Here is a 25,837-nt window from a genome sequence, read left to right on the forward strand (position 1 = left end):
AATAGTTATTCCATTCATCTGAAAGAAGGGGTGTAATTATGAAAAACAAGTCAAAGACGTTAGCGCTTTTACTGGCCTGTTTTCTCGTTCTAGCAGCTTGCAGCAATCCAACGAATAACACGCCGGCTGCACCGGAGAAAAGCGCGGAGTCCAGCGAACCCGCCGATCCATTTGGCCGCTACGAAGAACCTGTTCAGATCAGCATCAGTATTGAAATCGATCCCACCGATAATGAATTGCCTCCTGGCGACACGCCGTTGGACAATCAATACACTCGTCAGATTAAGGAAGCGCTTAATGTGGACGTCGATCATCAATTTGCTGCCTCTGGCCAGAATCTTCGTCAGAGAATTAGTCTCGCCATTGCAAGTAACGATTTGCCGGATGCTATGGTCGTCAATGCCGTTGAGCTGCGCCAATTGGTCGAAGCCGACCAAATTGCCGATTTAACGGAGGTGTATGAGCAATATGCTTCCCCGGATATAAAAACAATCATTGAAAACACCAACGGTGCTGCCCTGGATGCAGTAACATTCGATGGCAAAATCATGGCCCTCCCGGGTGTGCAAGCCAATGCCGATGGCATTCACCTCTTGTGGATCCGGCAGGACTGGCTGGATAAGCTGAACCTTGAACCGCCAACCACGATGGCAGAACTTGAGGAAGTCGCCCGTGCTTTCGTCGAAAATGATCCTGATGGTAACGGTCAGCGCGATACGATTGGGATCACCGGACCGGAAAGTGGTGGCAAGCTGTACGCGAACTTCCTTGAGTCGAAGAACAATTTATACGGTTTTGACGCAATTTTCTCCGCGCATGACTCCTTCCCTGGATACTGGCTCGAGGGCGAGGATGGCAGCCCTGTATACGGCTCAATCCTGCCGGAGACACGTGAGGCGTTAGCTAGTTTAAGAGATTTGTATTCCAAAGGACTTATTGATCCAGAGATGGGTGTTCGTAACAAAGCGGATGAGCCCATTATTGCCGGAAAATCCGGAATGTTCTTTGCGCCATGGTGGATGGCTTACGGCCCGCTAACCAATGCCGTAAAAAATGATGCCGAAGCCAATTGGCAGGCTTATGCTCTGCCTTTGAATCAAAATGGCGAATTTAAACCACATGCTGCTACACCTTCTACTGAGTTTGTGGTGGTTCGGAAAGATTACGAGCATCCGGAAGTTCCTATGAAATTGCTAAACAATCTGTTTAAAAACGAGCAAGAGAACACCTTTGACCCGAGCAAAGGCGGTCCGGGTTACTATCCGCTCCGCGTGGTATACGCTCCATCCGACGAAATTGAATTTACAGTCAAAGCCCTCCGTGATGTGCTGGCAGGCAATAAAACCGCCGAGGATTTTGCAAATAACAAGGCCTACAAACTGCTGCCTTCGGACATCGCAAGCATCAAGACGATCAAAAACGAGCCTTACGATTCCATGGATCTTTCAACATGGAACCCTGAAGCGAACTGGGGAGCATGGACTCGATCGTACTCCATCATGGTGGGCGGCAGGCCGCTGGTTGATACCGAGTTTGAGGAGGTGCCCAGTCTTCTGTATGAGCAGACACCGTTAATGGAGAGCCGTTGGGTGAATCTGCGCAAATTAGAGGACGAGACTTTCCTGCGCATCATCATGGGTGCGGCTCCGCTGGAGACATTCGACTCCTTCGTCGAGAACTGGAAACGTCAAGGCGGCGACCAGATTACCCAGGAGGTTAAGGACGCGCTTGCGCAGTGATCTTAAGGCATACAACGAACCACATAGCCAGAGCTCCCGGCAGCTTTCAGGAGCTCTGGATCACTCGATGCAGGATTCGGGGAAGGGAGTGCTGTCATGCGTATGAAAGGCTTCGCCAAACATTATTATCTGATGCTGATCCCGGGATTTCTATGGCTGTTCGTCTTCAGCATCGTTCCGATGTTCGGCATCATCATTTCGTTCCAATATTTTAATCCAGGCAAAGGTATCCTGGGCTCGGATTGGGCAGGGCTTGAGCACTTCAAGTATATGTTATTGCTGAAGGATACACAGGAAGTCTTCAGCAATACGCTTGTGATCGCGTCCATGAAGATTGTCGCCAATCTGATTGCGCCTCTGTTGTTTGCACTCATGCTCAATGAGCTGCGTTTGATGATTCTCAGACGCTGGATTCAGACCATCGTCTATCTGCCCCACTTTTTGTCTTGGGTTATTCTGGGGGGCATTGTACTCGACCTGTTCTCCTATAACGGACCCGTCAATCAACTGACTGCCTTGTTCGGATTCCAGCCTAAACTATTCTTTGCCGACTCCCAACTGTTTCCGTTCCTCGTTGTCGGCAGTGACGTCTGGAAGGAATTCGGTTTTGGCACCATTATCTATCTTGCCGCGCTTACGGGGATCAACCCGGCACTGTACGAAGCTGCCAACATCGATGGCGCAGGACGCTGGAGAAGTCTCTGGCATATCACTTTGCCCGGGATCCGCACGACAGCCGTATTGCTTACGGTACTCAGCTTGGGTAATGTGCTTAACGCGGGCTTTGACCAGATCTTCAATCTGTACAACCCGCTCGTCTATTCTACAGGTGATATTATTGACACCTGGGTCTATCGTACAGGTTTGCTTAACCTGCAATATGAACTTGCGACCGCCGTCGGCCTGCTGAAGTCCGTTGTGGGCTTCCTGCTGATATCCGTCTCGTATTATCTGGCTTACCGTTTTGTTAACTATCGCATATTCTAAGGATTCATCCTGTTGCAAAGCTATATAGACTCATCCCATTCCAACTAGAGTAGGAGGTGCTGACCGTGGTCAGAGACCGGACGTTCGGCAACCGTGTGACGGATATTATACTGATTGTTGTCCTGATAGGCATTACGTTGTCATGCATCCTGCCGATCTGGTACACCCTCTCCCTTTCGCTTAGCTCCAACTCTGCCGCTGCGGCCGGTAAGGTCTGGCTATGGCCGGTCGATTTCAATCTCAACGCATATGCCCAGATTCTCAATGATCAACAGTTCTTCCGATCCTTCTGGACCTCGACCCAGCGAGTGCTGCTGGGGGTTATGCTTAATTTTATCATGGTTGTGCTCATGTCTTACCCGCTCTCGCGGACAGCGAAAGAGTTCAAGGGGCGCAATGTATTCATGTGGATTCTCATTTTCACGATGTTGTTCAACGGTGGACTGATCCCGCTGTATTTGACGGTCAAAGAGCTCAACATGCTGAACAGCATCTGGGCACTTGTCCTGGTCGGCGGCGCGCAGACACTCGTCTTCAACGTCATCCTCACGATGAACTTCTTCCGCAACCTGCCCAAGGAGCTGGATGAAGCTGCCCTTGTCGACGGCGCGGGACCATGGTACATCCTGTTCAAGATCTACATCCCGCTGGCCGTGCCGGTGCTGGCGACCGTCTCGCTGTTCAGTATCGTGTATCACTGGAATGAATTCTTGTACGGTCTGATCTTCATGTCCCGTGAGCAATTCTATCCACTCCAGACGTATATCCAGCAGCTTGTCGTCTCGGTCGATCCATCGACGATGTCCGAGGACCAGTACCGTCGCTTGTCTGAGTTATCCAACCGGACACTCGATGCCGCCAAGATCTTCATCGCGATGCTGCCTGTCCTCATCGTCTATCCGTTCCTCCAGCGCTTCTTCATTCACGGGATTACGCTGGGTTCGGTTAAAGAGTAGCTCCGCCACCCAGGACAACAGCTTTCAGAGATCCGAGCCATTTTCTTTACATGAATATAAAAATATACTGAAAACAGGCGCCGGGAGTACGTATCATCTCTCCCAGCGCATGTGCATTGTTATCCTATGTACAGACAACCTCATTATCCTGGTTGTCTTTTTTTAATTCTACAAATATCCCCCTAATGTCTGACCTTCGTATGGTTCACCGTGCGTTAATCGCTTCACTTCGAGACCGTCTTCGATCGTTCTTCATAAAGATTTCAAACAGATGAAATTTCACGTAAAACACAATGTATCGTCATAAGTTCACAACATGAATTTGTTATTTTATAACGGTAAACAAGAACGCTACGGATTAGAAATTCAGAAACGAACATTAGGCCGACCCATCCGCTTTCTAGAATATCAAGAATTTTGGTCCTCATATCGTTCAATCACACCAGAAAGGAATTGTTTATAATGAAAACGCTCGATATCGTAAAAGAAAATTTGTTGTTTATTCTTGGACTTGGCGCATTAGCTCTAGTGAGACCCATTATGAAGATGACGGGGATCATGGATTTGATCGGACAACAATTCGGCAGCATTCTCATGACGATTCTTATTTCCTTAGCTTGGATCGTTATCGTTTTAATTAAGAAACCCGCTTCTCCAGTGGTCATTCTTAGTTTTGCGGGTATGAGTTATGCCTTATATGCCGTCATCCTTAGCGGCTTAGTCTCTCCGCTTCTTGATGGAAAATTACAAGGTCCATTAACTAATCCGTTTGCTCTTGTAAGTGTCTTTGCTATAAATGCCATTTGGGGATTCATCGTTGGATTCATTGCCAAAACACTACGCCGTTAACGTTTGATATAACTGTTATCTCTTCCCACCATCTCTCGAATTCTTGACGTTATAATTGTCATCGGCGCTGACGTCAGCAAATTCAGAGAAACACAATATGTAACGGAAAACGGCCATCTCCGCCCCTATCGGACGGAAATGGCCGTTATGTCTGTACCTTGAAGCCCTTACCGTCAGCTCGCCTTCGCGAGTTTCGTGCTGCGAACCGATGCCACAGCGTATACAACGAGCGCTGTCCAGATGAGCGCGAAGCCGATAAGCAGAACCGGCGAGACCGATTCCTTGAACACGAATATGCTCAGTAACAGCATGATCGTCGGCCCGATGTATTGTACGAAGCCGAGCGTGGATAGCGCCATCCGGGCGGCCGCCCGCGCAAAGAAGAGCAGCGGCAGCGCCGTTACCACGCCGGAAAGAAGCAGCTCGACGAACACCGGCGCAGGCAGCGTCCATGCCGTCGTCTTGCCCACGGCGGCCAAATAGATCCAGTAGCCGAGCGCGACGGGCAGGATTACGGCTGTCTCCGACAACAAGCCAACAGAAGCGTCCTGCACGATCTTCTTCTTCGCGAGGCCGTACAAGCCAAACGATACGGCCAACGAGATCGCGACCCAAGGGAACCGCCCGTAGTCGATGGCGATGATGAGCACCGCGGCGCCAGCGATGGCAATTCCGAGCCATTGGCCGCGGTTAGGCTTTTCACGAAGGAAGACGACCGCTAACAGAACGTTCAGCAACGGATTTAAATAATAGCCAAGACTTGTCTCGACAACATGGCCGTTGTTGACCGCCCAGATGAAGATGAGCCAATTCGCAGCGATCAGCAGTCCGCTGGCGGCGAGCGACAGCAGGAGCGAGCGGCTAGCCGCAACCCGCTTCATGTCGCCCCAGCGTCGCTGGACGGCAACGAGAATACCCATGAAGACGAACGACCAGACAACCCGATGCGAGAGAATTTCGCCTGCCGGCACATTGTCAAACAACTTCCAATAAAGCGGGAGAACCCCCCACATGATATACGCGATAATAGCGTTAACCAACCCATTGTTCATTATGATTTCCCCTCTTCTAGCTCCGATGTCTTAACGGATTATACGCCTCGATCCTCGCTTAAGTAAAGCATATAATTCGTGTCCGCTGGCAGACAGTCACGCTCTTGTTCGATTCTCGTTGTATTTTGAGCTATCGTTTTCCGTTCGTTCGCAGACTCGATGAAGCAAGCAGCAGACACATTCTGCTCTGTTAGTCATTGATTATTTTTCCAAAATAGGTTATTTTATAGACAGCTTAGCGATAAGCAAGTTCCTATCACGAAGGGAGATGTGTTTTAATGGCGACTACTTATTTGGTGGTTTGGTCTTAAAACTGAATAGCAGGCATACGCGAATAAAGCGGGACAACGCCCGTATTATTTGTTGTGCCATTCAAAGTAACCTTTCGTGAATATTGCTGTTTGCGAGATACGATGAAGGTCGTATCTTTTTTGCGTCCTGATGCCGCGCGACAGCAGCTTCTTTAGAGGCTGCTTGACCGTGGCATTTTTGCGTCCAAAAAACAACATTAAAGGAGCTAACAAAAAAAACATGATGGATTTGAAAATTTATGGCTACACAGAAATAGAGGCAATTCAAGGCGGCTTAGTGCCCGGCAGGGTGACGGAGCTTCGGCGCGAGCGCTTCAGGGTCATGACCGAGCGCGGCGAGGTAACGGCGGTGCTCAAGGGGGCGTTCTATCACGGTGCGGAAACGCGAGTAGACTTTCCTTGCGTCGGTGATTTTGTTTTGCTGCACTACAACGAAAGCGGAGATTCTCTCATCGACAGGGTACTGCCCCGACGCTCCAAGTTCTCACGCGCGGATTACTCAGGGCATGCCGCAGGCTATGCCAAAACCGTGCGGGAACAGGTCGTTGCAACCAACTTTGACTATGTATTTATCCTTTCTTCTCTGAATTGGGATTTCAACGTTACCCGTATCATGCGGTATCTGACACAAGCCAGGCAGAGCGGCGGCCAGCCGGTCATCATTCTGACCAAGGCTGATCTCGCCCCAGATTATAATCTCCTGCTCGCAGAAATCACACAAAGCATCCCTAATGTGCCGGTTCACGCGATCTGCAGTCATACAGGCCTGGGGATGAACGAACTCGCTCCCTATTTGATGCCTGGTAAAACGGTCGTCTTTCTCGGCATGTCCGGGGTTGGTAAATCGTCTTTGCTCAATGCGTTGATAGAACAGGACGTAATGAAGGTTCAGGCAATCCGGGAGGTCGACAGCCGGGGGCGGCATACGACAACGCACCGTCAGCTGTTCATGCTGCCCTCCGGTACGATGGTTATTGATACGCCGGGTATGCGTGAGCTTGGGATTTTTGATGCCGACGAAGGCATACGCGCAAGCTTTATCGACGTGGAGGCATGGTTCCCGCAGTGCCGATTTACGGATTGCCGCCATCAGGCCGAGCCGGGCTGTGCCGTTCTTGCCGCGCTTGCCGACGGTTCATTGCCGCGTGAACGGTGGGAGCATTATGTGGCCCAGCAGCATGAGAACAAGTATGTCCAGGATAAAACCAGCTACCTCATCGACAAGAGGGCTCGAAACAAAACGAACGCCATGTGGAGCAAGCAAACGAAAAAAAACGGGGGATGGAAAATATGAATATTCAATTCGAATCGCTGATCTATGCCTTAAGCCGACAGTTCAAGAAGGATATCATCTCGGCCGACTGCCAAACCAACCCGTTGCAGGGCGGAACTGTGGGAAATGTGTACCTGGTAACGGGAATCGCCGATACCGCGGATGGCGAACAATTGCCGTACCGTATCGTGCTCAAAATCCAGCAGAAATGGGAGCGTTACGGCGATCCGGGTTCATGGCGCCGGGAATATGATCTTTATGCGTCTGACTTGGGAGCGACGTTCTCGGATGCCTTCCGCTGGCCGACATGTTATCACGCCGAGATCAATGCCGAGGAAAATGAATTCCAGCTGTGGCTGGAATATATCGATGGCGTAACCGGTTTAGATTTGACCGGTGACATGTATGAACAGGCTGCGCTGGAGTTAGGACGCTATCAAGGCAAGCTGTATGCGGAGCAGCCCGCTGTGCTGCAGAGCCTGACCAACCTGAGCCATGCGGATCTCATGAAGAATACGTATCTCCATTACCGGTCTTGGCCGGTCGTCTACGATTATATACGCTCGGAGAACTGCGATTTCCCGCAGCACGTGCGGCAAATGCTCATCGATATCGATGAGCATGCAGACGAGATTCTCGATCGCATCGAAAAATTGCCTCTCGTGCTATGCCACCGGGACTTCTGGGTGACCAACCTGATCTATGCCGACGGGAAAATCGCACTCATTGACTGGGACACATCCGGATGGGGCTACCTGGGCGAGGATCTCGCAAGCCTGATTGCGGATGAAGCGGATATCGATCACATGGTCGAAAACTACCAGCGATGTGTCCCCGCGTATTACAAAGGCTTTTCGGAATATGCGGATGTTCCTCCTATCGCCGAACATTGCGTCTACGAGCTGATCCTTCTCGGCTTCGGATACAGGCTTGTGGAGTGGTATCTCCACACAGAGGACGATGACGAAAAGACGAAGCATTTCCATACGCTCCAAAAAATCCATGACATGAAGACCACCCCTGTACTGGGTTGACTTTTAAAAAAAGAACTCCGAAAACCCTTGAATATAGTGGGTTTTCGGAGTTTCTTTCATAACTCCCATTCGATCGTCCCCGAAAGCTAGCTCGTGATAACATCTCATATTGCTATACATACACGTTTTAAAAAGGTCCGGTTATTTTCACCTTGATTTTATTGGATTCAACCGTTACCCCGTTCAATGTAATTCGAATCGACAACTCGGCTTGCCCCGGACGCTTGGCGATGATCTTTCCTTTCGGGTCGATCTCCGCCTTATCCGGACGGCTGCTCAAATACTCAATGACAGCGCCGGATAACTCCTTAGTCGTTCTTCCTTTATCAAGGAATACTTCGTAGGAATAACCGACTTCATCTCCCGGACGAAGCTGGAGCGATTCAGCCTCAAGCTGTACTTTGTCTAGCTGCACGACCAGATTCGGATCGCTATACTTCATCAGCTCGCTGCCGTATTTGAAATATAAGTTGCCAAAATCGTCCTGGGCCAGTTTTTCCGCATTGCTCTCCAACAAGATGGACAGCGATTTGCTTGCAGCTTCAATCTTAAACATTTTGCTTGTGTACGTATGGTCAGCAACATATCCCGTAAAAATAGTACCGTACACATTCCCGTCGGTTCCAACGGTTAAGCGAGGATTGCTGTGTGCATAATCTGCTGCAGGAAACATATCTTCGCTGTAAATAATCTCTTGGCGCTCCGGATCATAGATAAACAGAGACCCTAGCGCCATTCCCCAAACGTTACCGTCAGGGCCCCATATCAAAGAGGTTACTGCTTTTTTGCCCGCAACAGGTATCTGTTCCAGCTCTACTCGGCCGGATGCTGTATCGTAAATGGCAAGCTTCCCCTCTCCGCCTGTCATCGCGCCGGTGGCCATAAACAGCTTTCCATTTTTGTAAAGCAACGAATTGATCGAATGCCCGGATATAATGTCACGTTTCACATCAAACGTTCCGGTAACGGGATTATAGACGGTAAGAGCCCCGCCTGTTTTGCCTGCGATTGGATAAGAACCGATATATAACAGGTTTTCTTCCTCGACCCCGAGCATGGCAACGGGCCGGTCTTGCTCTGAACCCAGCTGACCAAGCCGCAGCGGATTATTCGGCTCTGATGGGTCCGTTCGGTTCCATGGCTTGGCTGGATCGTATTCAAAGATAGTCGCTCTAGGATAAACGCCGAGATACATTTTCCCGTTCAAGGAACCGAATCCTTCGACTTGGCCGATTTGAGGATAATGCTTGGTCTCGTTACGGGTTGGGGAGTAAATCCCCATACCCCCGCCTGAAATGAAGCCAGAGGACAGTATCTGCCCATCTGTGCTCTTCCCGATATTAAACAATTCCACGAACTGTGCCGGAAACGGAAGCTCCGGCGTTTCAATCAAACCGGTTTCCAGATTGTAATAAAATGCTCTTCCGCTATTTCCGGCCAATCCGACTAATGTCCAGCCCGGATAATTTGCCTGGTCCAGCTGTACATAACCAAAAGCTACGCCTGCTCCTTTGACGTCGACACCCAGCGAGCCGTAATCTCCCGTTCTCACGTCGTATGAATAGAGAGACCATTGCTGCGCGCCACCTGGAAGGGTTTCGTAATAGGTGTAGAATACCTCTTCGCCGTCAGGCGATAACGGTGAAAAGCCTCGTGCATTATAGGCAGTATTATTGTTAACGATCCAGCTAGCGGTATCGGGCTCATACACGAACATAACCGGTCCGGGATCCACGCGCACGAACAATTTACCTCCTGCATACTGGAGATCGTAAACCGAAGTCTTGCCGATAAATTCGGGATGATGAAGCGCAATCGACGTGCCGCTAGCAAGATCGTATTGATAAAGCTTAGCGACGTCTGCTCCCCCCACATAGATCATTTGACGATCGGAATCGTAAGCAAGGCTGCGGATATGAGCCTCTTTCGATGAAGTCTTGAAGGATTTAAGGATTCGAGTCTGGTCGGTAACGGGATCATATTCAAACAGCGATTGGGAATATCCTGTTCCTCCATACACTTTGCCATCTTCCCCGGCTACTAGCGTCCAGATGACGGTATCGGTAGGAACAGGTTTCCCGATGGCACGCAGCTTATCCTCTGCCGGATCATATTGAAACAACGTCCCGTTCGGCGTACTTCCGATGTATACCTTTCCGTCGGAGGCTGTCACAATCGCCCAAGCTGCGGAAACGTTGCTCCCGTCAAGCGCAACAAGTGGATGAGTGGATTTCACTTCTTTCGAAGCAACATCCATCACGATGAATTGTGCCGGATCACCCTGTGCGACCGTAAACAAAGCATCCTGACCATTCCTATCTTTACCGAATGCAGCCGTCATTAAGGTTAAACTTGAAGATTGCGGTCCTAAATTCGTTAAGTACGGGGAGGAAGCCTGCGACTCCAATGAGACGCTGTCAACGAAATACCTTCCGGTTAGGTCACCATTAAAACCAAAGGCTACCCTGACCTCCGTTGCATTTTTAGGGGCAGAAGCAGCCACTCTTAAATTCTGCCATTTGCCCGATGTTTCACCGACCAGGCCGCTCACTACGGAGACAAGCTTTCCGCCTGCATCATAAAATCTGAGGTCTGCTTTGCCGCCTTGGCCTTCATCCGATAGCACGCTTGCTGTCATGATGACATTGCCGAATGGTTGGGCGGCATATGCATCGCTCACAACTCCGGAGCCTGCGGCGGGCGACAGGAATTCCATCTGAAGACTTCGTTCCCCTTCTGCGTACACGGACTCACTTACAGTTATGACAGCTGTGTCTTCATCGGGCTGCCAGCCCGGTAAGCGTCCATCTTCTTCGGAATCCTCGAAGCCGCCGTTGATCATAACGTTGGTCAATTCTTCGTCTGCTGCATACGTGATCGACTTTGCCCACCCGATACTTGCGAACATCATGATGACTGTTAGGGCTCCGGCAAGCCGACTCCTCCACTTGCTTCTCACTAAACTCTCCCCTTTGCGAATAAATTTTTTCAACAAATAGTAAACGCTTTCAATACGCTCTCATCTTATCATATCCCTTCATTCGTATACAAGTAATATACATGTAAATATAATTCTTTCCGATAAATGATGTCGTGTTCCCAGTTTGCTAATGCCGCCGCGCCGTCCGGGGTCGGATATACAGGGACAGGCTGTAAAGTTGTATCCAATGCCGAGCTTCGTAAACCACCTTCCGTCCGTCCCTCCGGGGAGCAGCATCCGCACCGGAACGGCCTCCTTATCCACTCTTTCGGCACATCGGACAGCAAACCGAACATCCCCAGTCGGGATTTGAGGCGCGTGGGTCATGGTGCGGAACTGGGGCACGGCATGCCGTCTCCGTCCTCAGACGGAGACAAAAACCATTCTGCCGTCCCTCACTTCTTCTCAGAGCAATAAGTTATCGTTGTATTAACGCCTGTTGATATACCGTTACACAGTCAAAGAATTCTCTTTGTATTTAAACACGCAGCAGAAAAACCTAGTTCGAAAACTGAAAGGGGCAAGCATGATGAAGCTGATCTATCAATTAGAGCATGTGAATAAAACATACAAAAAAGGCAAGGTTGTCGCCAATCAAAACATAAGCTTCGACGTTCAACAAGGGGAAATTCTCGGTTTGCTCGGTCCGAATGGAGCCGGCAAATCCACGCTGATCAAGCAGATGGTAGGCCACCTTGCTCCCACCTCAGGTACGGTACGCTATAAAGAAACCAGCGTGCAGACACAAACCAAGCGAGTTGCCCAGGAGGTCGCCTACTACTCACAAGAGCCTCACGCCCTGACCAGTTTAAAAACCTGGGAAGCCTTGTATTTTACAGGAAGATTGCGTGGGTTGACGAAGGAGTCCGCCTTAAAGCAAACAGAGGAATTGTTGGAACGCTTTGGTATGCAAGACCTCCGTCATAAGCTGTTGAAAAACGTTTCCGGCGGACAAAAGCGTTTAATCGGGATCGGTACTTGCTTGATCGGTTTTTCCCCCGTCATGATCCTGGATGAACCGACCAATGAACTGGATCCTAAAAAGAGAAGGCTCGTATGGGATCTGATTCAGGAACGCAATCGCCAAGGAGTAACCGTAATCTTGGTAACACACAACGTGCTGGAGGCCGAACAGGTCGTGGATAGAGTCGCTGTCGTAAATCACGGCAAGCTATTGGCCATCGATCATGTCGGTGTCTTAAAACAAAGGGTAGATCAGCGGATGAAGCTGGAAATTACGACTTCCTTTGGCGAAAGCGATTATGTTTGCCGAAGCTTAAGCGCTCTAGGGCAGTGGACCAAAACGGGAGAAAACCGAATCCGGACACTGATCGAGAAGCAAAACGCCAGCTACGCGATCGACTGCCTGACTGAGCAGCAATTACCGATTGAAGAATACTCGTTGGTCCCTCCGAATCTTGAAGATGTCTATTTTCATATTGATGACGATCAGGATAAGCATGCCAAAGCGGAGGTGGTCTAAACATGGAAAAGATAAAACCATCCATGCAAAGCCATGACATGCAGCTGCAAGAAACCGTCTTTCTCCAAGGGCACGAACAGCAGAGCATAATCCAGCGCAGAATCACGGAATGGCTGATCTTAGCCCGTATTCAATTTACGATCATCCGCGAGGCATGGGTTTGGATTTTCATCATGGCATGCATGTTTCCGTTAACTACGCTGTTGTTTCTCAAATTCTTTACGGTCGACCCAACGCCGGCTGTCATGACACGTATTATTACGGGGAATATGCTTTTCGGCTTAATCGTCATGGGACTCAATTCCATGGCTCAAGAGATATCTTGGCAGAAGCATCAAGGCCATTTCACGTACTATTCGTCCCTGCCGATCGCCAAGGTAAACTTCATCTTCGCCAATCTGCTGCGCGGCTTGATCATGTGCGTACCGTCTTTTATTATCTTGGCGATGATTGGTCAACTTGCTTACGGCATTCAATTTCACTACAGCTGGGGACTTGTCCCTGTATTGCTGCTCACCGTCTTTAGCGTGGTTGGCGCGGGTGTACTGATCGGCTTCTGGTCACCTAGCCATCAATTGACCAACATGCTGGTCCAGGCGCTGATGATGTTCATCTCGTTTTTGACGCCTGTCATGGTGGATATGGATCAATTGCCTATGATTTTGCAATGGTTCTCTTATATCTTCCCAACCACTTACGCCGCTGAGGCCATGCGGGAGGTATTGATATCGGGCTGGTCCGGCTCTGTCGCCTGGAACACGCTTGTTCTCTTGTTTTTCTCGCTGATCTCCATCGTATTGATCTTGAAAAAGGTTGATTGGCGTGTTGAGTAGTAAAGAAAAGTTCTCCTTGTTTACGTTCGTTAACTAGCAACCTCGACGAAAATAGATAATCACGAGCAGAACAAAGTCGTCTTTTCAGGCGACGCTGGACACCTACTTGTACCTATCAAAGCAAACAAGCCGCTAAAATAGCGGCTTTTAATGTGAGATGGCGTTGTCCCTCTGCCCGAAATTTTATAAACGTGGGCAATGCAGATTCCAAATGGTATCTGTTATTTGAACGAGATTTTAAGAGCTAATCACCGTTTCTTCATTCCAGAATTCTTTTACTTCGTCTAATATTTCAGCAGCAGGCGTTATGGTGGCCTCGAAAATCGTTCTACCTGTTTTCCTTAAATAATATTGAATTAGATAATATCCGCACGCGTATCCGGCACTATAAGGCATGTTGACCGGTTTAAAGTTTTGAAGTTTGGCGATCTCGTCACCATAAAGATACGGAGCGATATTATCAAAACCCGTTAACTGCAATTGCTCTTTAAGCACAGGCTTTATGCGCCTGTTCAGTGTTACTGCGTCTGTTCTCGTTACCCAAGGGCCGAGCAATTCTTCTCCAAACATGAACGTAGCGTAGTTTTCGGCTAATCCTTCACTTACAATGAGCTCGCCCAAATGAACGGTGTGATCCCACTGAATAAATTGATATCGCACATTATGGTTGCATTCGTGCGCGAGCGCAGCCTTCATTCGAGGAATCGTGTACGCATTTGGCAAGATGGTACCCCAGATATACCCGGGAATGCCCCCAAAACCGCTATAACCATCGTTAATGGTTAAGGCACGGCTTTCCGGATTCCCTAGTTGAATAGTAAATAAATATTCAGAAACTGGGAGGTTTATATCATGTTCCATAAATAGTTGGAGGCTTTTCCTTACTGCGTGCTCACACTCTAACCAAAAAGGATCTGACGAAATCAAATCTACCTCATGTGAAATCTGCGCGGTAATCTGATCAGGAGATCGATGCATTATGCTATTAAACGTAATAACGTCAAAACCGTTAGCCTCTTCCGCTCGAAAAGGGATCTGTTGAATTTGCCATTGTTTCATAAAGGGAGCCATCATTTCGTTTCTGAATAATTCTAGTTTTTCCTCGGGCGAAGCTTGGGCAACTTTTTGATAAATATGGTCTGAACGCAATGTTCTTATGTTCATTTCTATCACTCCTAGTTATGTATTCATAGAGAGACTTATGCACGGGCTACGATCGATTTCTAACCATAATACATAAACATCATATTTGAATAGAAGACAACGAGGATATGCCGATTATAGATATATTCATTTATTATCTCTTCCTGCCCGTTTCTTCATTTGAAAAAGGGAGCAGCTGCTGGCGCAATCTGCTCCCTTTCATTCAAATCGTTCCAGTTTATCTTTGGTAACGCAATCGAAACACACCATAATGGGATCTAATTATTTTATCCCGCCCGTAAAATCCCTTATTTTGTCCGAGATTTCTTTTGGATGAGAACGATATAAATAATGTCCCGCGTCCAATAAAACCATTTCTCCATGTACAGATTCCTCTAATTGCTTCTCATGCTCGGGGATCCATCGGTCCGTCACAGGGTGATTCGCTTGAACAAAGAAAAGAATAGGTAAATCGGGAGGAAAATTCAGCTGTTCTGCTGCTTTAAAGTTGGAATACATGCTCACTGCCTCATTTAATTGCGTGTTGTTATACATGTTTTTGCGTATCATAATGTTCAATTGTTCTTTGGTTTGTTGATCATACGGCAGTCCTTCATAAGGGTCAGCGCTTAGTTTCAATTGTAACCGGGCGAAGCCCAAGTTGCGGAACCATTTAACCGGTTCAGTGTCTGACGAATCAATCTTCTGTTCGCTCAGAGACGGAACGCTGCTATCCAGCCCGATAAACGCACGCACTTCATCTGGATATTGGTTCACGTAATCCAGACTATAGAGCCCCGAAATGGAATGAGCCATGAGGATATAACGATTGATCTGGAGACTTTGTAACGCTTCGTGAATTTCACTTGCGATATTCGCTGTACTGCGCTCCTTCTGGGTTCGATCGCTCAAACCGTAACCAAAAGGTTCAATCACGACGACTTTATAATAAGGGATTAACTCTGATATGAGCGGCTTAAAATCAAGTGCAGGTGCCGCTGCTCCATAACCGGGAAGAATCACAATGGTTTCTTCACCTTGACCTTGAATGAAAACATTCATCTGTTTTCCATCTACAGCTATACGCTGACCGTATGGCTCCATTCTTTTTTGTTCTGCATGACTGCTGATTTTATTTACGGTATACACGGTGGCGATAAAAAGCAGGATGGCTATAACTACTGCGACGATTATTTTAAGCAAAATATGTAATACTCTCTTTGTTTTTGTACTATTCCTTACTTCCTTTCCTGCTGGTTGCGTCAAACTCTTCAGCTCCTTCTTGTCTATCTGTACAATGGCCATGGGGTCCGCTAATGCAAGTCTAGCCAACCAAGATGTCCTCTCAATGAATGCGATATGAACGGAGCATGAACAAAGTTTATTGGTAATCGACACCCCCTATTGTCCTCGGCCAGGGACTAGATCTTGTACGGACAAAACAAAAAAAGCCGCTAAAATAGCGACTTTCAATGGGTGCATGTTTCTTGTCCCTCGACATTTCTTCAAAATAAGCTATCAAACGCACGTTCCATTGAATCGGCTTCTTTAGAAACCGCCAAGAATACATATTTCCCCTTCGTCTTTAACACATGATGTTCGACCAGATAATATTCATCCGGGCGATAGTCCTTGAATTTCATTTTTTGCGTTTCGATTCGTTGTTCAATTTTGTCTTTGACGCTTTCTGCTTTCCTCTCATCCTTCAGCTTGATGACGGCCAATTCGTCGGCTTTTACATTCGAAGTAGACGTATATAGAATAAAATCATCCACACTGTCTGCATCGATATTATACAATTTCTGCAGCTTATTCAGATCCTGCTGTTTCATTTCTTTTAGACTCACTGCCTGTTCGATACTTTTCCCGATTTCGGTGGCTGACTGTTGTTCTGAAATCTTGTCATTCTTGCCTGCGCATCCGGACAAAACGCCAATTACGACGATGAATGCAAGCATAACGGGAGAAAAACTTCTTTTCCCGTTCCATTGTTTTTTCATGTGATCACTCCGTTACATTTTTTATGGAGGGGTCTTCAAAAAACGTATTCGCATTATATAGCAACAGCATGTTCTGGATCCCCTGATCGTTCGCGAACGACGCCAAGTCTTCCTCATAATACCGAAGGTCAACTACATCAATTTCGCTAAAATGCTTCAATAAGAAAGGGATGAGGCTGTTAGCGTATGAATCTTTGACCACCAGCAGCTTTCTACCGTTTGGATTAGCCGTTTTAATATGGATTCGTGCATGGTTACCGTTAAGAAACACCGCATATTTATCCTTTCTTTGCAGCTGCTCCATCGCATACAATGAATCCGCGGTCTTCTCTTCATCGACATACGTTACGGTATATCTCTCTTGATCCTTTGGCAAATAAAGCTCCAAACGATCGAGCTGTACATGTCTGAAACCGCTTTTTGAATAAAGCGAGCCGTAAAATTCATCCGTAACTTGCTGGATATTAAACTCTTCCTCATTTTGCGGTGTTAACCCCATTTGCCTGCATAGCTCCAAGTAGGCTACATATGCGCCTTGGGTTGTCCAATGATGATCCGTCTGATAAAAGATGGGTTGGTCACGCTCAGCATATAAACTTGGGAAAACATCAATAAAACGAATATTGGGATGCAGCCATTGCTTTACTTTGTTCAGGTATGCTTCTTGATCGCCGATGACAGCATATTTCGGAAGTTTGTCTTGATATAGAGCTGCTGCCGTTGGCGCAAGCATCACATATTTTTGCATGTCCGGCGTGGCCTGGTCAAACGCATGAATGGCCTCAATCTTCTCTTTCAAATCCTCTTCCGCCGGGGAAATGACATCCTGAATCAGATACCCGTTTGTTCCTAGGTAAACTCCGTTGCTCATCTTTTTTCCCATGAACCGATCCGTATCGGTTTTGGCCCCGATCCAAAAGTCTCTGAAAACAAATTGGTCCGACACATATTTTTCGAAATCAGCAGTGAAATCTCCTGACACCAATGTTTTCAGCGAGAAATGCGGCAGCTGCTCCAGCATCCGGTTTTCCGATTCCGAAAATGAACGATCCGCCGCCAAAAGATTAAGAATTGCGATTACGCTTATAAACAGGATCAGCAATAAGGCCAGCACTTTACTTTTGAAATTTTTGTAATATCCCATGGCTGTCCCCTTTTAAAATCGAAAATATAAAAACGGATTGTAGGTTTCATTGACCAGATAAGCTGTCGACAGGACCATGAATACAAAATAGATAAGTGGAACGGTAATCATGCTGGCAATTTCCCACTTTTCCTTCATGCAAGATAACACCTTTCCAGGAAGCGGAGTTGCACAGATGGCCAACACGACAAACCATACAACATTCGTAGACAAATCATAGAGCGCCTGCTGATCCGCAAAAGCATGCCCGCCGAAACCGAACATCGCGCCAATGAAATGCCAAGCGGAAGCCAGATGCTCCATTTCGAACAATACCCAGCCGATCATAACGACCAGAAGCGTGTAGACATGGCCGACAAAAGCGGGCCAGCGTCCAAGACTTTGCAAAAGAAATCGTTTCTCGATGATCATAAAGAACCCGAAATACAAGCCCCACACGATAAAGTTCCAACTGGCGCCATGCCATAACCCGGTTAAAAACCATACGACCAGTAAATTCCGGAGCTGCTTCATGAGCCCTGATCGATTACCCCCAAGCGGTATGTATACGTACTCCCTAAACCAGCTGCCGAGCGAGATATGCCATCTTCGCCAAAATTCGGTTACACTTCTTGAGATGTAGGGATAACGAAAGTTTTCCATGAAATCAAATCCGAACATTTTACCAAGTCCGCGGGCCATATCCGAGTAACCGCTGAAATCAAAATAGATTTGCAGAGTAAATGCGGCAATGCCCAGCCAGGCGGAGAGTACGCTCAGTTCCTCGATCGGCGTCGCTTTAACACTCGCCCACAATAATCCGATATTGTTCGCCAGCAGCACTTTTTTGGCAAGTCCCCTGATGAACAGCTCCGCCCCTTCGCCAAAACGGTCCAGCGACACCTTACGGGAAACGAGCTGTTCCGCGATATCGCCGTATTTGACAATGGGACCCGCTACTAGCTGCGGGAACATCGTCACATATGCACCAAATGAGATGAAATTCCTCTGTACCGGTACTTTATCCAAGTAAACGTCAACGACATATGACATCGTTTGAAAGGTATAGAAAGATATGCCCACAGGGAGCGGCAGATCAGTGGCTCGGATATTCATATGAAACAACTGATTGATGTTGTCCACGACAAAATCCGCATATTTGAAAAAGCCGAGAATTCCCAAACTACCGACCATCGAGCCGATAAAAATCGATCGGGCAATCCGCTTCCGATGTCTGTACTTATCGATCAGCAGCCCGTTGATATAATCGAAGACCGTGGAGAAAATCATGATGAAAATGTACAGCGGCTCGCCCCACGCGTAAAAGATCAGGCTGACGACAAGCAGAACAGCATTTCGAAGTTTCATTGGGGATATGTAATAAATCAGTATGGTTACCGGGAGAAAAAGGAACAGAAATATTAGGCTGCTAAAGACCAATATTCACACCCCCAATTTGGCAGATCTTTTGCATACTATTCTGCTTGATCTTTTAGCAGATCCAGCATTCTAGCGTAAAACTCCGGTTTAAAATGAATGCCGTCCGAGTCGTACAGATCATTTGAGCCGTTTGAAAAGATCGGGGACAAATCAACAATTCCAAGGTTCTCCTCATCGGCCAGCTCTTTTAATCCTTGGTTATAATCGTTGATGTTCTTGTATCTGGGTTCCTTTTGCTCTGCTTCTGCCGTTACCGGGGTTACCGTTAGAAGCGTAATTTTTGCTTGTGGAAGTTTTTCTTTGATCGTGTCGATCAGCTTCGCATAGTTTTTCATGGAATAGGCTTTGGGGTTATCCGTAGGCCATAAAATGTCATCCGAACCCAAGTGGATAAAGATTCGTTTCGGATCCCGCTTGGTCAACTCATCCATATCTTGAAGTGCAAACTCCGCCGTTTTTCCTGCGCCTGCCAGGACATTCTCCTCTTGAAGCACATCATGGAAAGATAAGCCCTCCGTAATGGAATCCCCAAAAAATACGCTGTCCTGGAAGAGTGCCTGATACGCGCTATCGACTAGGCCTTTTGATTCCGTTACCTGTTCTTCGTTTTGAGGGGGCGATTGCTGCGGATATGTAGATTCATTTCCGCATGCTGCCAAGGCAAGGGTAATGCTACCAAGGAGTAAGCTTGCAACTATTTTTTTCATGTTCATATTCCTCACTTTACTTTAAATTTAGAGCTTCTATCATTCCATCCAGAATGGAGCTTGCCACCCGGTATTGGAAATCTTCCGTCAGCATTTCATTCTCTTCTTGCGGATTCGTTAAATAACCCATTTCGATTAGAGCCGCCGGCATGTTGGTGTCCTTCAAGACGAAGAAATCCTCTTTTTTTACTCCCCTGTCCCGAAATCCGCTGGTTTGAACCACATGCTTTTGCATAATTTCCGCCAAGAACTGGGAATCTTCATAGTAGTAGTAGGTTTCAGTACCTGAAACGCCAGGGTCTTCATATGTATTCCCGTGAATGGATATGAACAAATCCGCACCCAGTTGATTGGCAATTTCCGGCCGTTCCCGGTCAACCGAAGACATAAAACGATCATCTGAGCGGGTGAGATACACCTCAATCAGCTGTTCTTGTTTCGCCAGTTCTTCTACCTTACGCGCTACCTGCAGCGTAAAATCTTTTTCGAATTTTCCACTGGCGCCAGTCGCTCCGTGATCTTTGCCGCCATGCCCGGGATCGATGACGATTTTGTACGGCGTCCCCGCCTGATAAGATACACTACTGTTTTCACCTAATAGGCTCTTCATCCGATAGTTTTGCTCGCTCTTGCCGCGACCTGCGGCCCCATCTCCCGAATGGATGCTGTACAGCAAGACCATCACCACGGACAACAAAAACGCTAACGTCAGTACGGCTTTTCTCATACTCTTTTTCCTCCCTCCGAAAAAAGAGTCTACTCATTTGAGATCAAGATGAAGTGCAGATCATATCAAATCGATTTATAGATTCGTGATCCTCTTCAAAACTCAAGTAAAAATGATAATTGAGGAAGGCCTCCTTAAATAAAAAAAGCGCAGAATCGGATTCTACGCTTTCTTATTCAAATGAAAATAGAATAGGACCCCATTGGGCGTATTGGTTACACCATAGGGAAACACCATGCATATCCAGAATCTTTTTGGAGATGGCGAGGCCAAGCCCCGTCCCTCCAGTCGACCGCTTTCGGGAAGGTTCGCCGCGATAAAACCGGTCCCAGATCTTCTCAAGCTGTTCGCCAGGAATGCTGGCTCCTTTATTTTCGATGCAAACTTTAACGGTGTCCCCATCCTGCAACATACTGACGAGAATGGACTCCTGCTCCGGCGTATAGCGAATTGCGTTACCGAGGAAATTGACGACGACTTGCTCAATTCGCCGCTCATTTGCAAACACTTCGACAGGTTTCAGTGACATATCAAAATGTAATTGCTTGGCCTCGATGTCCGCAGCCAATTTTGCGCATACCCGCTCGATTACGTCGTCGATATAAAAAGAATCCATATCCATGGTATACGTTCCGGATTCATATTTGGCCAATTCCAGCATATCCACGATCAGCAGATCTATTCTCTTGACTTCGTCCTCCATCGCCTTGAAGTAATAATCCCTTTTGTGGCTTGCCACCCCGTCCTTCATAATGGCCAGGCAGCTCTGAATGACGCTTAGAGGCGTTTTCAGCTCATGGGATACGCCGGATATAAATTCTTTTCTCGTATTCTCCAGCTGCTTCTCTTTCTCGATGTCCTGCTCAAGCCGAAGAATATGAGAGTGCAGGCGCTCGGAGAGCTCGTTAATGTTGCGCGACAAGTCCCCGATTTCATCCTTCGTTGTAATTGGGATTTTTTCCGAAAAATCAAGGTCTGCCATTTGCCGCGTGGTACGGTTGATGCGCAGCAGCGGCCTGGTGATCTGACGAGAATAATAGAACGATGCCAGCACCACGAGAAGCAGAGTGGCAATAATGATGTACACATAGTATTCCTTGATCATCCCTGCGGCTTCATTAACAGGCTGGAGTGACGTCATCGCAAACAGATATGCGGGATTCCCGTCGCGATCTTGAATGCGGTCCACGAAAATTTTATAGTCCACATGGTTTTCTTCATAATCTACGATCTGATTAGCGTTATTGCTCTCCTGCCAGTCGCCATACAAAAGATCCGCTTGGAAAGCTTTAATACGTTCCAGCAACAGGTGATTGCTATAACGCGAGACTCCTGCGCCTTCCGGTATCCGAACTTTCGTAATGGTTCCTTTGACTAGAAATGTAGGATATTTTTCACGATATTGGATCACGTTCGTTCGATCGACGACCTCGCCCTCTTTGTTCACCATCTGCCGATTTTCCAGCTGGTTTTCCTCTCTCAGATTGTATGCGTGCATCGCCATCCGCTGGATAACTGGCTGGCCATTCATGATCAAGCCTTCCATGGCGATCTCTTCCCCTTCTTTAATCCAAGGAGTGAGGAACGGATTATTGCTGCTGAAGTCCTCTACATTGATAAAACTGTATAGAGGTACGATCAACGTTTTATTGGAGAACATGGCATCATCCGAATGTTCCAGCTTGATTTCCATAATGTAATCTTCGGTATATTTCAGATTCCCCCGTGCGTCCAGCGTTGCGATCCATGTGTTGTTCTTTTGATAGAAGTCTTGCTCGATCTTGACCATCTCTTGGGCGTTCGCGGCACGATTCAAGTCGCTATGTTCATAAGCCTGAAGCGCCGCGTTCACGTCCTTCACTTTCTGATGAACATAAAACTGTTTGAAAAATACGGTTTGCCCTATAAAAATTACGGCAAGAATGAACAAGCATAATCCCGTCGTTAATAGGAACAGCTTAAGGACAATGCCTTGTTTCATAACTTCTCCTCGAATTTATAACCTGATCGAACGATCGTGGCAATATGCTTGGCATGCTCCCCTAGCTTGAAACGCAAATTACGGATATGGCTGTTGACGGTCCGATCGTCACCGACGAAATCATACCCCCAGATTTTTGTAATCAGCTGTTCTCTGGTGATAATAATTCCTTTGTTTATCATCAGATAAGCCAAAATTTCAAATTCGGTATGCGTCAAACTGCAGTTTACCCCATCCACCGTAACCGTTCGGGATGGGAAGTGGATGGAAATACCGTTGCTGGACAATATATCGTCTACTTGTTCCCGGGTCTGTCTGCTCTCCAAAAGCCGCTTTGCCCGTGCCAGCAAGATTGGAGGGCTGTACGGTTTGGTTACGTAGTCGTCGGCTCCCAGTTCAAACCCCATCAAGGTATCATCCTCATCCGAACGGGCCGTCAGCATAATAATCGGAACGTTTGATACTTTTCGGATGCGTTTGCATACGGACCATCCGTCCAACTCAGGGAGCATGATATCCAGAATGATCAGATCCAGCTCATATTCCTGGAAAAGCGCCAAAGCTTTTTTGCCATCGTCCGCTTCAAGCACTGCATAACCCTCTTCAAGCAAATAATCTTTTACGATTTCTCGCAAAATCTGCTCATCTTCTACAATCATTATTGTTTTTGCCATATGACTACCTCGCAAGTGTTCTAATCTGGCATGAGATCTACCTTTAGACTCACGCCAATGCGTTTCATTTGGATACTATCACTTTTTTTTACACTAGACAAACGTTGAACCGAGACCAGGAGACACCTCCCAAGGTCATTGGTTTCCTCTCTATTATTAGGCGAAATTGGACCATGTTTTTGCTCTTTTCGGCAGACAAACAAAAAAAGCCGCTAAAATAGCGACTTTAAATTGGTATCTCGGAAGCACAATAAATAGCAAGTGAGCACTTTGCTGTAATCCGTAAACAGCGAGTTGATCATAAGGTGAAAAGATGCAATTAAGAGCAGTTATAACCTACCTTAAGTGAATAATTTATAGCAGATGCTTCCGACCCATACGGCGATTAATACCCAAATCAAAATGAATAACGCGCCAGTCACCCAGTTTCTCGGTTTTCCCTGCTTCCTGATCTCCTCCGCTTTAGCTCTACATTCTTCAATAACCGATTGTGGAATCATTTTAAGCGCGATCGTAATTCCTAAAGGCACGATGATCAAATCATCAAGATAACCTAAAACGGGAATGAAATCCGGTATCAAATCGATCGGACTGAAAGCATAGGCAACCACTAACACCGCAAACAACTTTGCGAACCACGGTACTCTTGGATCTTTATAGGCCAGGAACAAAACAAAAACATTTCGTTTAATTTCTCTTGCCTTATTCTTTGCTTTTGTTAGTACCTTCGCTTCTCTCATAAAGACCTCCAACATCATTTGCTATGTCCCCTGGCGCCGCTCATTAACGGAACAAATGATGTTCCTTATTTCAGAAAACGGCAGCTGGATCGGCTGCCGTTTCTTGGCTATCTCATTCCCTTATCTTTCGTCAAACTGCCAGTGAATTTTGGCTTCATTTTATACCGACATCACGAACGCGAGAACGATAATTAGATAGTTCTCCAGAAAGTATTATTAATTCAGCTAACTTATCAGAACTCAATTGGTCTTGACCATAACCCGCTTTTAAAATCCCAATTTCAATGACCGCCTTTTCTCTTAACCCAGCACTTTCCTAATTATATCACCAAAATCATGTGGCTATAAAAGTGAGTTAAGACGCTCCATCGGCTTTTTAAAAAGGCTTTACGACCATAAGCACCAATATGGCAATCATCATCAGCTGTGCTGCCGTCTCGATGGGGACGATCTTTTTGAGCAGCAGTCCGAACTCGGCGGGTATTTCATGACTCTGGTCTTGATTTTCAGATATGAGCTTGATGATCTTTTTCAAACGCGGCTCGATCCATCCGTCGATGAGGACGATCATGAGGAGCGATAAAAGGATAGACGCATTCAGCCACATTTGGGATATCCCCATTTTGGTTATGATCATAAGCCAAACCCCGGTTACAATAAGCAGAATGCCGCCCATTTTAGGTATGATGGCAAGTTTGGTCGTTATACCAAAAGTAAAGTGCAGCTGGCCGACGGTTCTAGCGGATCTTCGAATGATGGGAATTACGAAAGCGGGACCAATGATGGCGATCGTAGCCAATATATGCAAAACGAGCAGTAATCCAAACAAACCCATGCTCCCCCTTCTCCTCAGCGCACCGAAATCTTGCTTTGATAGGCTAGCCCGACCCTTTTCCTTTTAAATGCTCCTCCGAGCTCAAGATGGTTGAGCATACACATTACAACATCGTCATAAGCAACATTGAGTTCTTGAAATCGGCTGAACAAATGACCGGCTATTTCTGCCTCGGAATATTCCTTGATCGTCTCCGACATCGGAACGGGCAAGGTTTCCGCTGTTACATGTAGATGAACCGGATCTGGATGCTCTCTTGAATCCATCATGGTTCCCGGACACATCATGGACCAATCGAGCCCAGTCCGTTGCAGCCTTTCGAAATTCAGGTTGTGATTTTTATACTCGGGTGGGAAGCCGGGTAAATGGTTGCCGATCAGATCGGTATATGGAATATCCAGCAGACCGGCTCCTCCCATGACCCATACCCGCCCAGAGAAACTAGGCTCCAATTCACATTGGCTTATGATGTTATCGACGATACGAACAAACTCTTCCCCCTGTCCCGCATGACCGGCCGCAATAATAGCGGCGTCTTGATGCGCAAGCGCCTCGCTGACGCACACTGTCTTCAACATATCGTCCACGATCACCTTCACATGTTTTGCGGAAGGCTCACCTAGTTGATCATAAAGCTTCTCGGAATTCCGCACAAACGCGGTCATTTTATGCCCCATTTTTATTCCTTGTGCCAGCACTCTCTTCCCCGTATTCCCCGTCGCTCCAAAAACAATAATGTTCATTGTTCTTTCCTCCTCTTTAACGGCTCCAATATTTGGTTGACTCAAGCTTAGCATCGCTTCAAAAAGATGTTAAGAACCCACTTTAAAGTAGGGTGCTTACTTAAAAGTAAGCTTCACAGAAAGAGAACCCATATTGTGCGCGGAGGTCGGGACGATAAGAAAAATCTTGTGGCAGATTGTGCGGCTGTAGACGAAAAAAGCTGCCCGGAATTCCGTGGCAGCTTCTG

21 protein-coding genes and 1 pseudogene are annotated in these 25,837 nt (G+C 47.2%); 8 read left to right on the forward strand and 14 right to left on the reverse strand.

What is annotated here, in order from left to right; genetic code table 11:
- Nucleotides 1-38 precede the first annotated feature (38 nt).
- The 4 genes from RB297_RS05230 to RB297_RS05245 all read left to right on the forward strand — a co-directional run bounded on the left by RB297_RS05230 (nt 39) and on the right by RB297_RS05245 (nt 4,531).
- Complete coding sequence (locus RB297_RS05230; protein ID WP_375119945.1) at nt 39-1,739, forward strand: extracellular solute-binding protein; 1,701 nt, start codon at nt 39-41, stop codon at nt 1,737-1,739.
- Between the two features lie 96 nt (nt 1,740-1,835).
- Nucleotides 1,836-2,726, forward strand: a complete 891-nt coding sequence (locus tag RB297_RS05235; protein WP_009590468.1) for an ABC transporter permease — start codon at nt 1,836-1,838, stop codon at nt 2,724-2,726.
- A gap of 65 nt (nt 2,727-2,791) precedes the next feature.
- On the forward strand, nt 2,792-3,682 hold the full coding sequence (locus RB297_RS05240; RefSeq protein ID WP_015735575.1) for a carbohydrate ABC transporter permease: 891 nt from the start codon (nt 2,792-2,794) through the stop codon (nt 3,680-3,682).
- A 462-nt stretch (nt 3,683-4,144) separates the two neighbouring features.
- Nucleotides 4,145-4,531: a hypothetical protein gene (locus RB297_RS05245; RefSeq protein ID WP_096773898.1), complete on the forward strand. Its 387-nt coding sequence runs from the start codon at nt 4,145-4,147 to the stop codon at nt 4,529-4,531.
- Between the two features lie 173 nt (nt 4,532-4,704).
- Here RB297_RS05245 and rarD read toward each other — a convergent pair whose 3' ends face one another.
- Nucleotides 4,705-5,583 (reverse strand): EamA family transporter RarD, encoded by an 879-nt coding sequence (rarD, locus tag RB297_RS05250; RefSeq protein WP_192571744.1) that lies wholly within the window; start codon nt 5,581-5,583, stop codon nt 4,705-4,707.
- 531 nt (nt 5,584-6,114) lie between these two features.
- Between rarD and rsgA the strand changes: the two genes are divergently transcribed.
- Entirely contained in the window at nt 6,115-7,188 is a 1,074-nt protein-coding gene (gene rsgA, locus RB297_RS05255; protein WP_375119946.1) for a ribosome small subunit-dependent GTPase A, read from the forward strand.
- The gene (locus RB297_RS05260) at nt 7,185-8,201 is read left to right on the forward strand and encodes a phosphotransferase (RefSeq protein WP_375119947.1); all 1,017 of its coding nucleotides are present in this window, start codon (nt 7,185-7,187) and stop codon (nt 8,199-8,201) included. The genes rsgA and RB297_RS05260 overlap by 4 nt, the downstream gene beginning before the upstream one ends.
- 127 nt (nt 8,202-8,328) lie before the next feature.
- Here RB297_RS05260 and RB297_RS05265 read toward each other — a convergent pair whose 3' ends face one another.
- Nucleotides 8,329-11,160, reverse strand: a complete 2,832-nt coding sequence (locus RB297_RS05265; protein ID WP_375119948.1) for an NHL repeat-containing protein — start codon at nt 11,158-11,160, stop codon at nt 8,329-8,331.
- Nucleotides 11,161-11,707: 547 nt separating this feature from the next.
- Here RB297_RS05265 and RB297_RS05270 point away from each other — a divergent pair.
- Nucleotides 11,708-12,664, forward strand: coding sequence for an ABC transporter ATP-binding protein (locus RB297_RS05270; RefSeq protein WP_176502409.1), 957 nt, complete (start codon nt 11,708-11,710; stop codon nt 12,662-12,664).
- Between the two features lie 2 nt (nt 12,665-12,666).
- Complete coding sequence (locus RB297_RS05275) at nt 12,667-13,497, forward strand: ABC transporter permease (RefSeq protein WP_096773905.1); 831 nt, start codon at nt 12,667-12,669, stop codon at nt 13,495-13,497.
- Nucleotides 13,498-13,734: 237 nt separating this feature from the next.
- Here the strand turns inward: RB297_RS05275 and RB297_RS05280 are convergent, their stop codons facing one another.
- The 12 genes and pseudogenes from RB297_RS05280 to RB297_RS05335 form a co-directional block, all read right to left on the reverse strand.
- On the reverse strand, nt 13,735-14,661 hold the full coding sequence (locus RB297_RS05280) for a DUF2268 domain-containing putative Zn-dependent protease (protein WP_096773906.1): 927 nt from the start codon (nt 14,659-14,661) through the stop codon (nt 13,735-13,737).
- Nucleotides 14,662-14,922: 261 nt separating this feature from the next.
- The gene (locus RB297_RS05285) at nt 14,923-15,945 is read right to left on the reverse strand and encodes an alpha/beta fold hydrolase (protein ID WP_375120570.1); all 1,023 of its coding nucleotides are present in this window, start codon (nt 15,943-15,945) and stop codon (nt 14,923-14,925) included.
- 200 nt (nt 15,946-16,145) lie between these two features.
- Nucleotides 16,146-16,640, reverse strand: coding sequence for a DUF4358 domain-containing protein (locus tag RB297_RS05290; RefSeq protein ID WP_375119949.1), 495 nt, complete (start codon nt 16,638-16,640; stop codon nt 16,146-16,148).
- Nucleotides 16,641-16,644: 4 nt separating this feature from the next.
- Nucleotides 16,645-17,439 carry a DHHW family protein gene (locus tag RB297_RS05295; protein WP_375119950.1) on the reverse strand — a complete coding sequence of 265 codons (795 nt, stop codon included), beginning with the start codon at nt 17,437-17,439 and terminating at the stop codon, nt 16,645-16,647.
- Nucleotides 17,440-17,796: 357 nt separating this feature from the next.
- Complete coding sequence (locus tag RB297_RS05300) at nt 17,797-19,203, reverse strand: MBOAT family O-acyltransferase (RefSeq protein WP_375119951.1); 1,407 nt, start codon at nt 19,201-19,203, stop codon at nt 17,797-17,799.
- 35 nt (nt 19,204-19,238) lie between these two features.
- Complete coding sequence (locus RB297_RS05305; RefSeq protein ID WP_375119952.1) at nt 19,239-19,910, reverse strand: GDSL-type esterase/lipase family protein; 672 nt, start codon at nt 19,908-19,910, stop codon at nt 19,239-19,241.
- Between the two features lie 16 nt (nt 19,911-19,926).
- Entirely contained in the window at nt 19,927-20,637 is a 711-nt protein-coding gene (locus tag RB297_RS05310) for an N-acetylmuramoyl-L-alanine amidase family protein (RefSeq protein WP_375119953.1), read from the reverse strand.
- 162 nt (nt 20,638-20,799) lie between these two features.
- Nucleotides 20,800-22,618, reverse strand: a pseudogene (locus RB297_RS05315) (sensor histidine kinase).
- A complete protein-coding gene (locus RB297_RS05320; RefSeq protein ID WP_213578776.1) occupies nt 22,615-23,292 on the reverse strand; it encodes a response regulator transcription factor in 678 nt (225 codons plus the stop codon). The pseudogene RB297_RS05315 and the gene RB297_RS05320 overlap by 4 nt, the downstream one beginning before the upstream one ends.
- Before the next feature lie 341 nt (nt 23,293-23,633).
- The gene (locus tag RB297_RS05325) at nt 23,634-24,032 is read right to left on the reverse strand and encodes a YkvA family protein (protein ID WP_096774571.1); all 399 of its coding nucleotides are present in this window, start codon (nt 24,030-24,032) and stop codon (nt 23,634-23,636) included.
- Nucleotides 24,033-24,408: 376 nt separating this feature from the next.
- Nucleotides 24,409-24,867: a DUF2269 family protein gene (locus RB297_RS05330; RefSeq protein WP_375119954.1), complete on the reverse strand. Its 459-nt coding sequence runs from the start codon at nt 24,865-24,867 to the stop codon at nt 24,409-24,411.
- A 14-nt stretch (nt 24,868-24,881) separates the two neighbouring features.
- The gene (locus RB297_RS05335; protein WP_375119955.1) at nt 24,882-25,610 is read right to left on the reverse strand and encodes an NAD(P)-dependent oxidoreductase; all 729 of its coding nucleotides are present in this window, start codon (nt 25,608-25,610) and stop codon (nt 24,882-24,884) included.
- Nucleotides 25,611-25,837: the final 227 nt, after the last annotated feature.

Origin of the sequence: Paenibacillus sp. CR_12 (genome assembly GCF_041953985.1) — a bacterium.
Lineage (GTDB): Bacteria > Bacillota > Bacilli > Paenibacillales > Paenibacillaceae > Paenibacillus_AQ > Paenibacillus_AQ lautus_A.

Excerpts from the sequence above, each read along its gene's own strand:
- RB297_RS05325 (WP_096774571.1), bottom strand. The coding sequence starts at position 24,032 with ATGAGAGAAGCGAAGGTACTAACAAAAGCAAAGAATAAGGCAAGAGAA.
- RB297_RS05290 (WP_375119949.1), bottom strand. The coding sequence starts at position 16,640 with ATGAAAAAACAATGGAACGGGAAAAGAAGTTTTTCTCCCGTTATGCTT.
- RB297_RS05310 (WP_375119953.1), bottom strand. The coding sequence starts at position 20,637 with ATGAGAAAAGCCGTACTGACGTTAGCGTTTTTGTTGTCCGTGGTGATG.
- RB297_RS05280 (WP_096773906.1), bottom strand. The coding sequence starts at position 14,661 with ATGAACATAAGAACATTGCGTTCAGACCATATTTATCAAAAAGTTGCC.
- RB297_RS05245 (WP_096773898.1), top strand. The coding sequence starts at position 4,145 with ATGAAAACGCTCGATATCGTAAAAGAAAATTTGTTGTTTATTCTTGGA.
- RB297_RS05270 (WP_176502409.1), top strand. The coding sequence starts at position 11,708 with ATGATGAAGCTGATCTATCAATTAGAGCATGTGAATAAAACATACAAA.
- RB297_RS05235 (WP_009590468.1), top strand. The coding sequence starts at position 1,836 with ATGCGTATGAAAGGCTTCGCCAAACATTATTATCTGATGCTGATCCCG.
- RB297_RS05275 (WP_096773905.1), top strand. The coding sequence starts at position 12,667 with ATGGAAAAGATAAAACCATCCATGCAAAGCCATGACATGCAGCTGCAA.
- RB297_RS05260 (WP_375119947.1), top strand. The coding sequence starts at position 7,185 with ATGAATATTCAATTCGAATCGCTGATCTATGCCTTAAGCCGACAGTTC.
- RB297_RS05330 (WP_375119954.1), bottom strand. The coding sequence starts at position 24,867 with ATGGGTTTGTTTGGATTACTGCTCGTTTTGCATATATTGGCTACGATC.
- RB297_RS05320 (WP_213578776.1), bottom strand. The coding sequence starts at position 23,292 with ATGGCAAAAACAATAATGATTGTAGAAGATGAGCAGATTTTGCGAGAA.
- RB297_RS05230 (WP_375119945.1), top strand. The coding sequence starts at position 39 with ATGAAAAACAAGTCAAAGACGTTAGCGCTTTTACTGGCCTGTTTTCTC.
- rarD (WP_192571744.1), bottom strand. The coding sequence starts at position 5,583 with ATGAACAATGGGTTGGTTAACGCTATTATCGCGTATATCATGTGGGGG.
- RB297_RS05335 (WP_375119955.1), bottom strand. The coding sequence starts at position 25,610 with ATGAACATTATTGTTTTTGGAGCGACGGGGAATACGGGGAAGAGAGTG.
- rsgA (WP_375119946.1), top strand. The coding sequence starts at position 6,115 with ATGATGGATTTGAAAATTTATGGCTACACAGAAATAGAGGCAATTCAA.
- RB297_RS05285 (WP_375120570.1), bottom strand. The coding sequence starts at position 15,945 with ATGGCCATTGTACAGATAGACAAGAAGGAGCTGAAGAGTTTGACGCAA.
- RB297_RS05305 (WP_375119952.1), bottom strand. The coding sequence starts at position 19,910 with ATGAAAAAAATAGTTGCAAGCTTACTCCTTGGTAGCATTACCCTTGCC.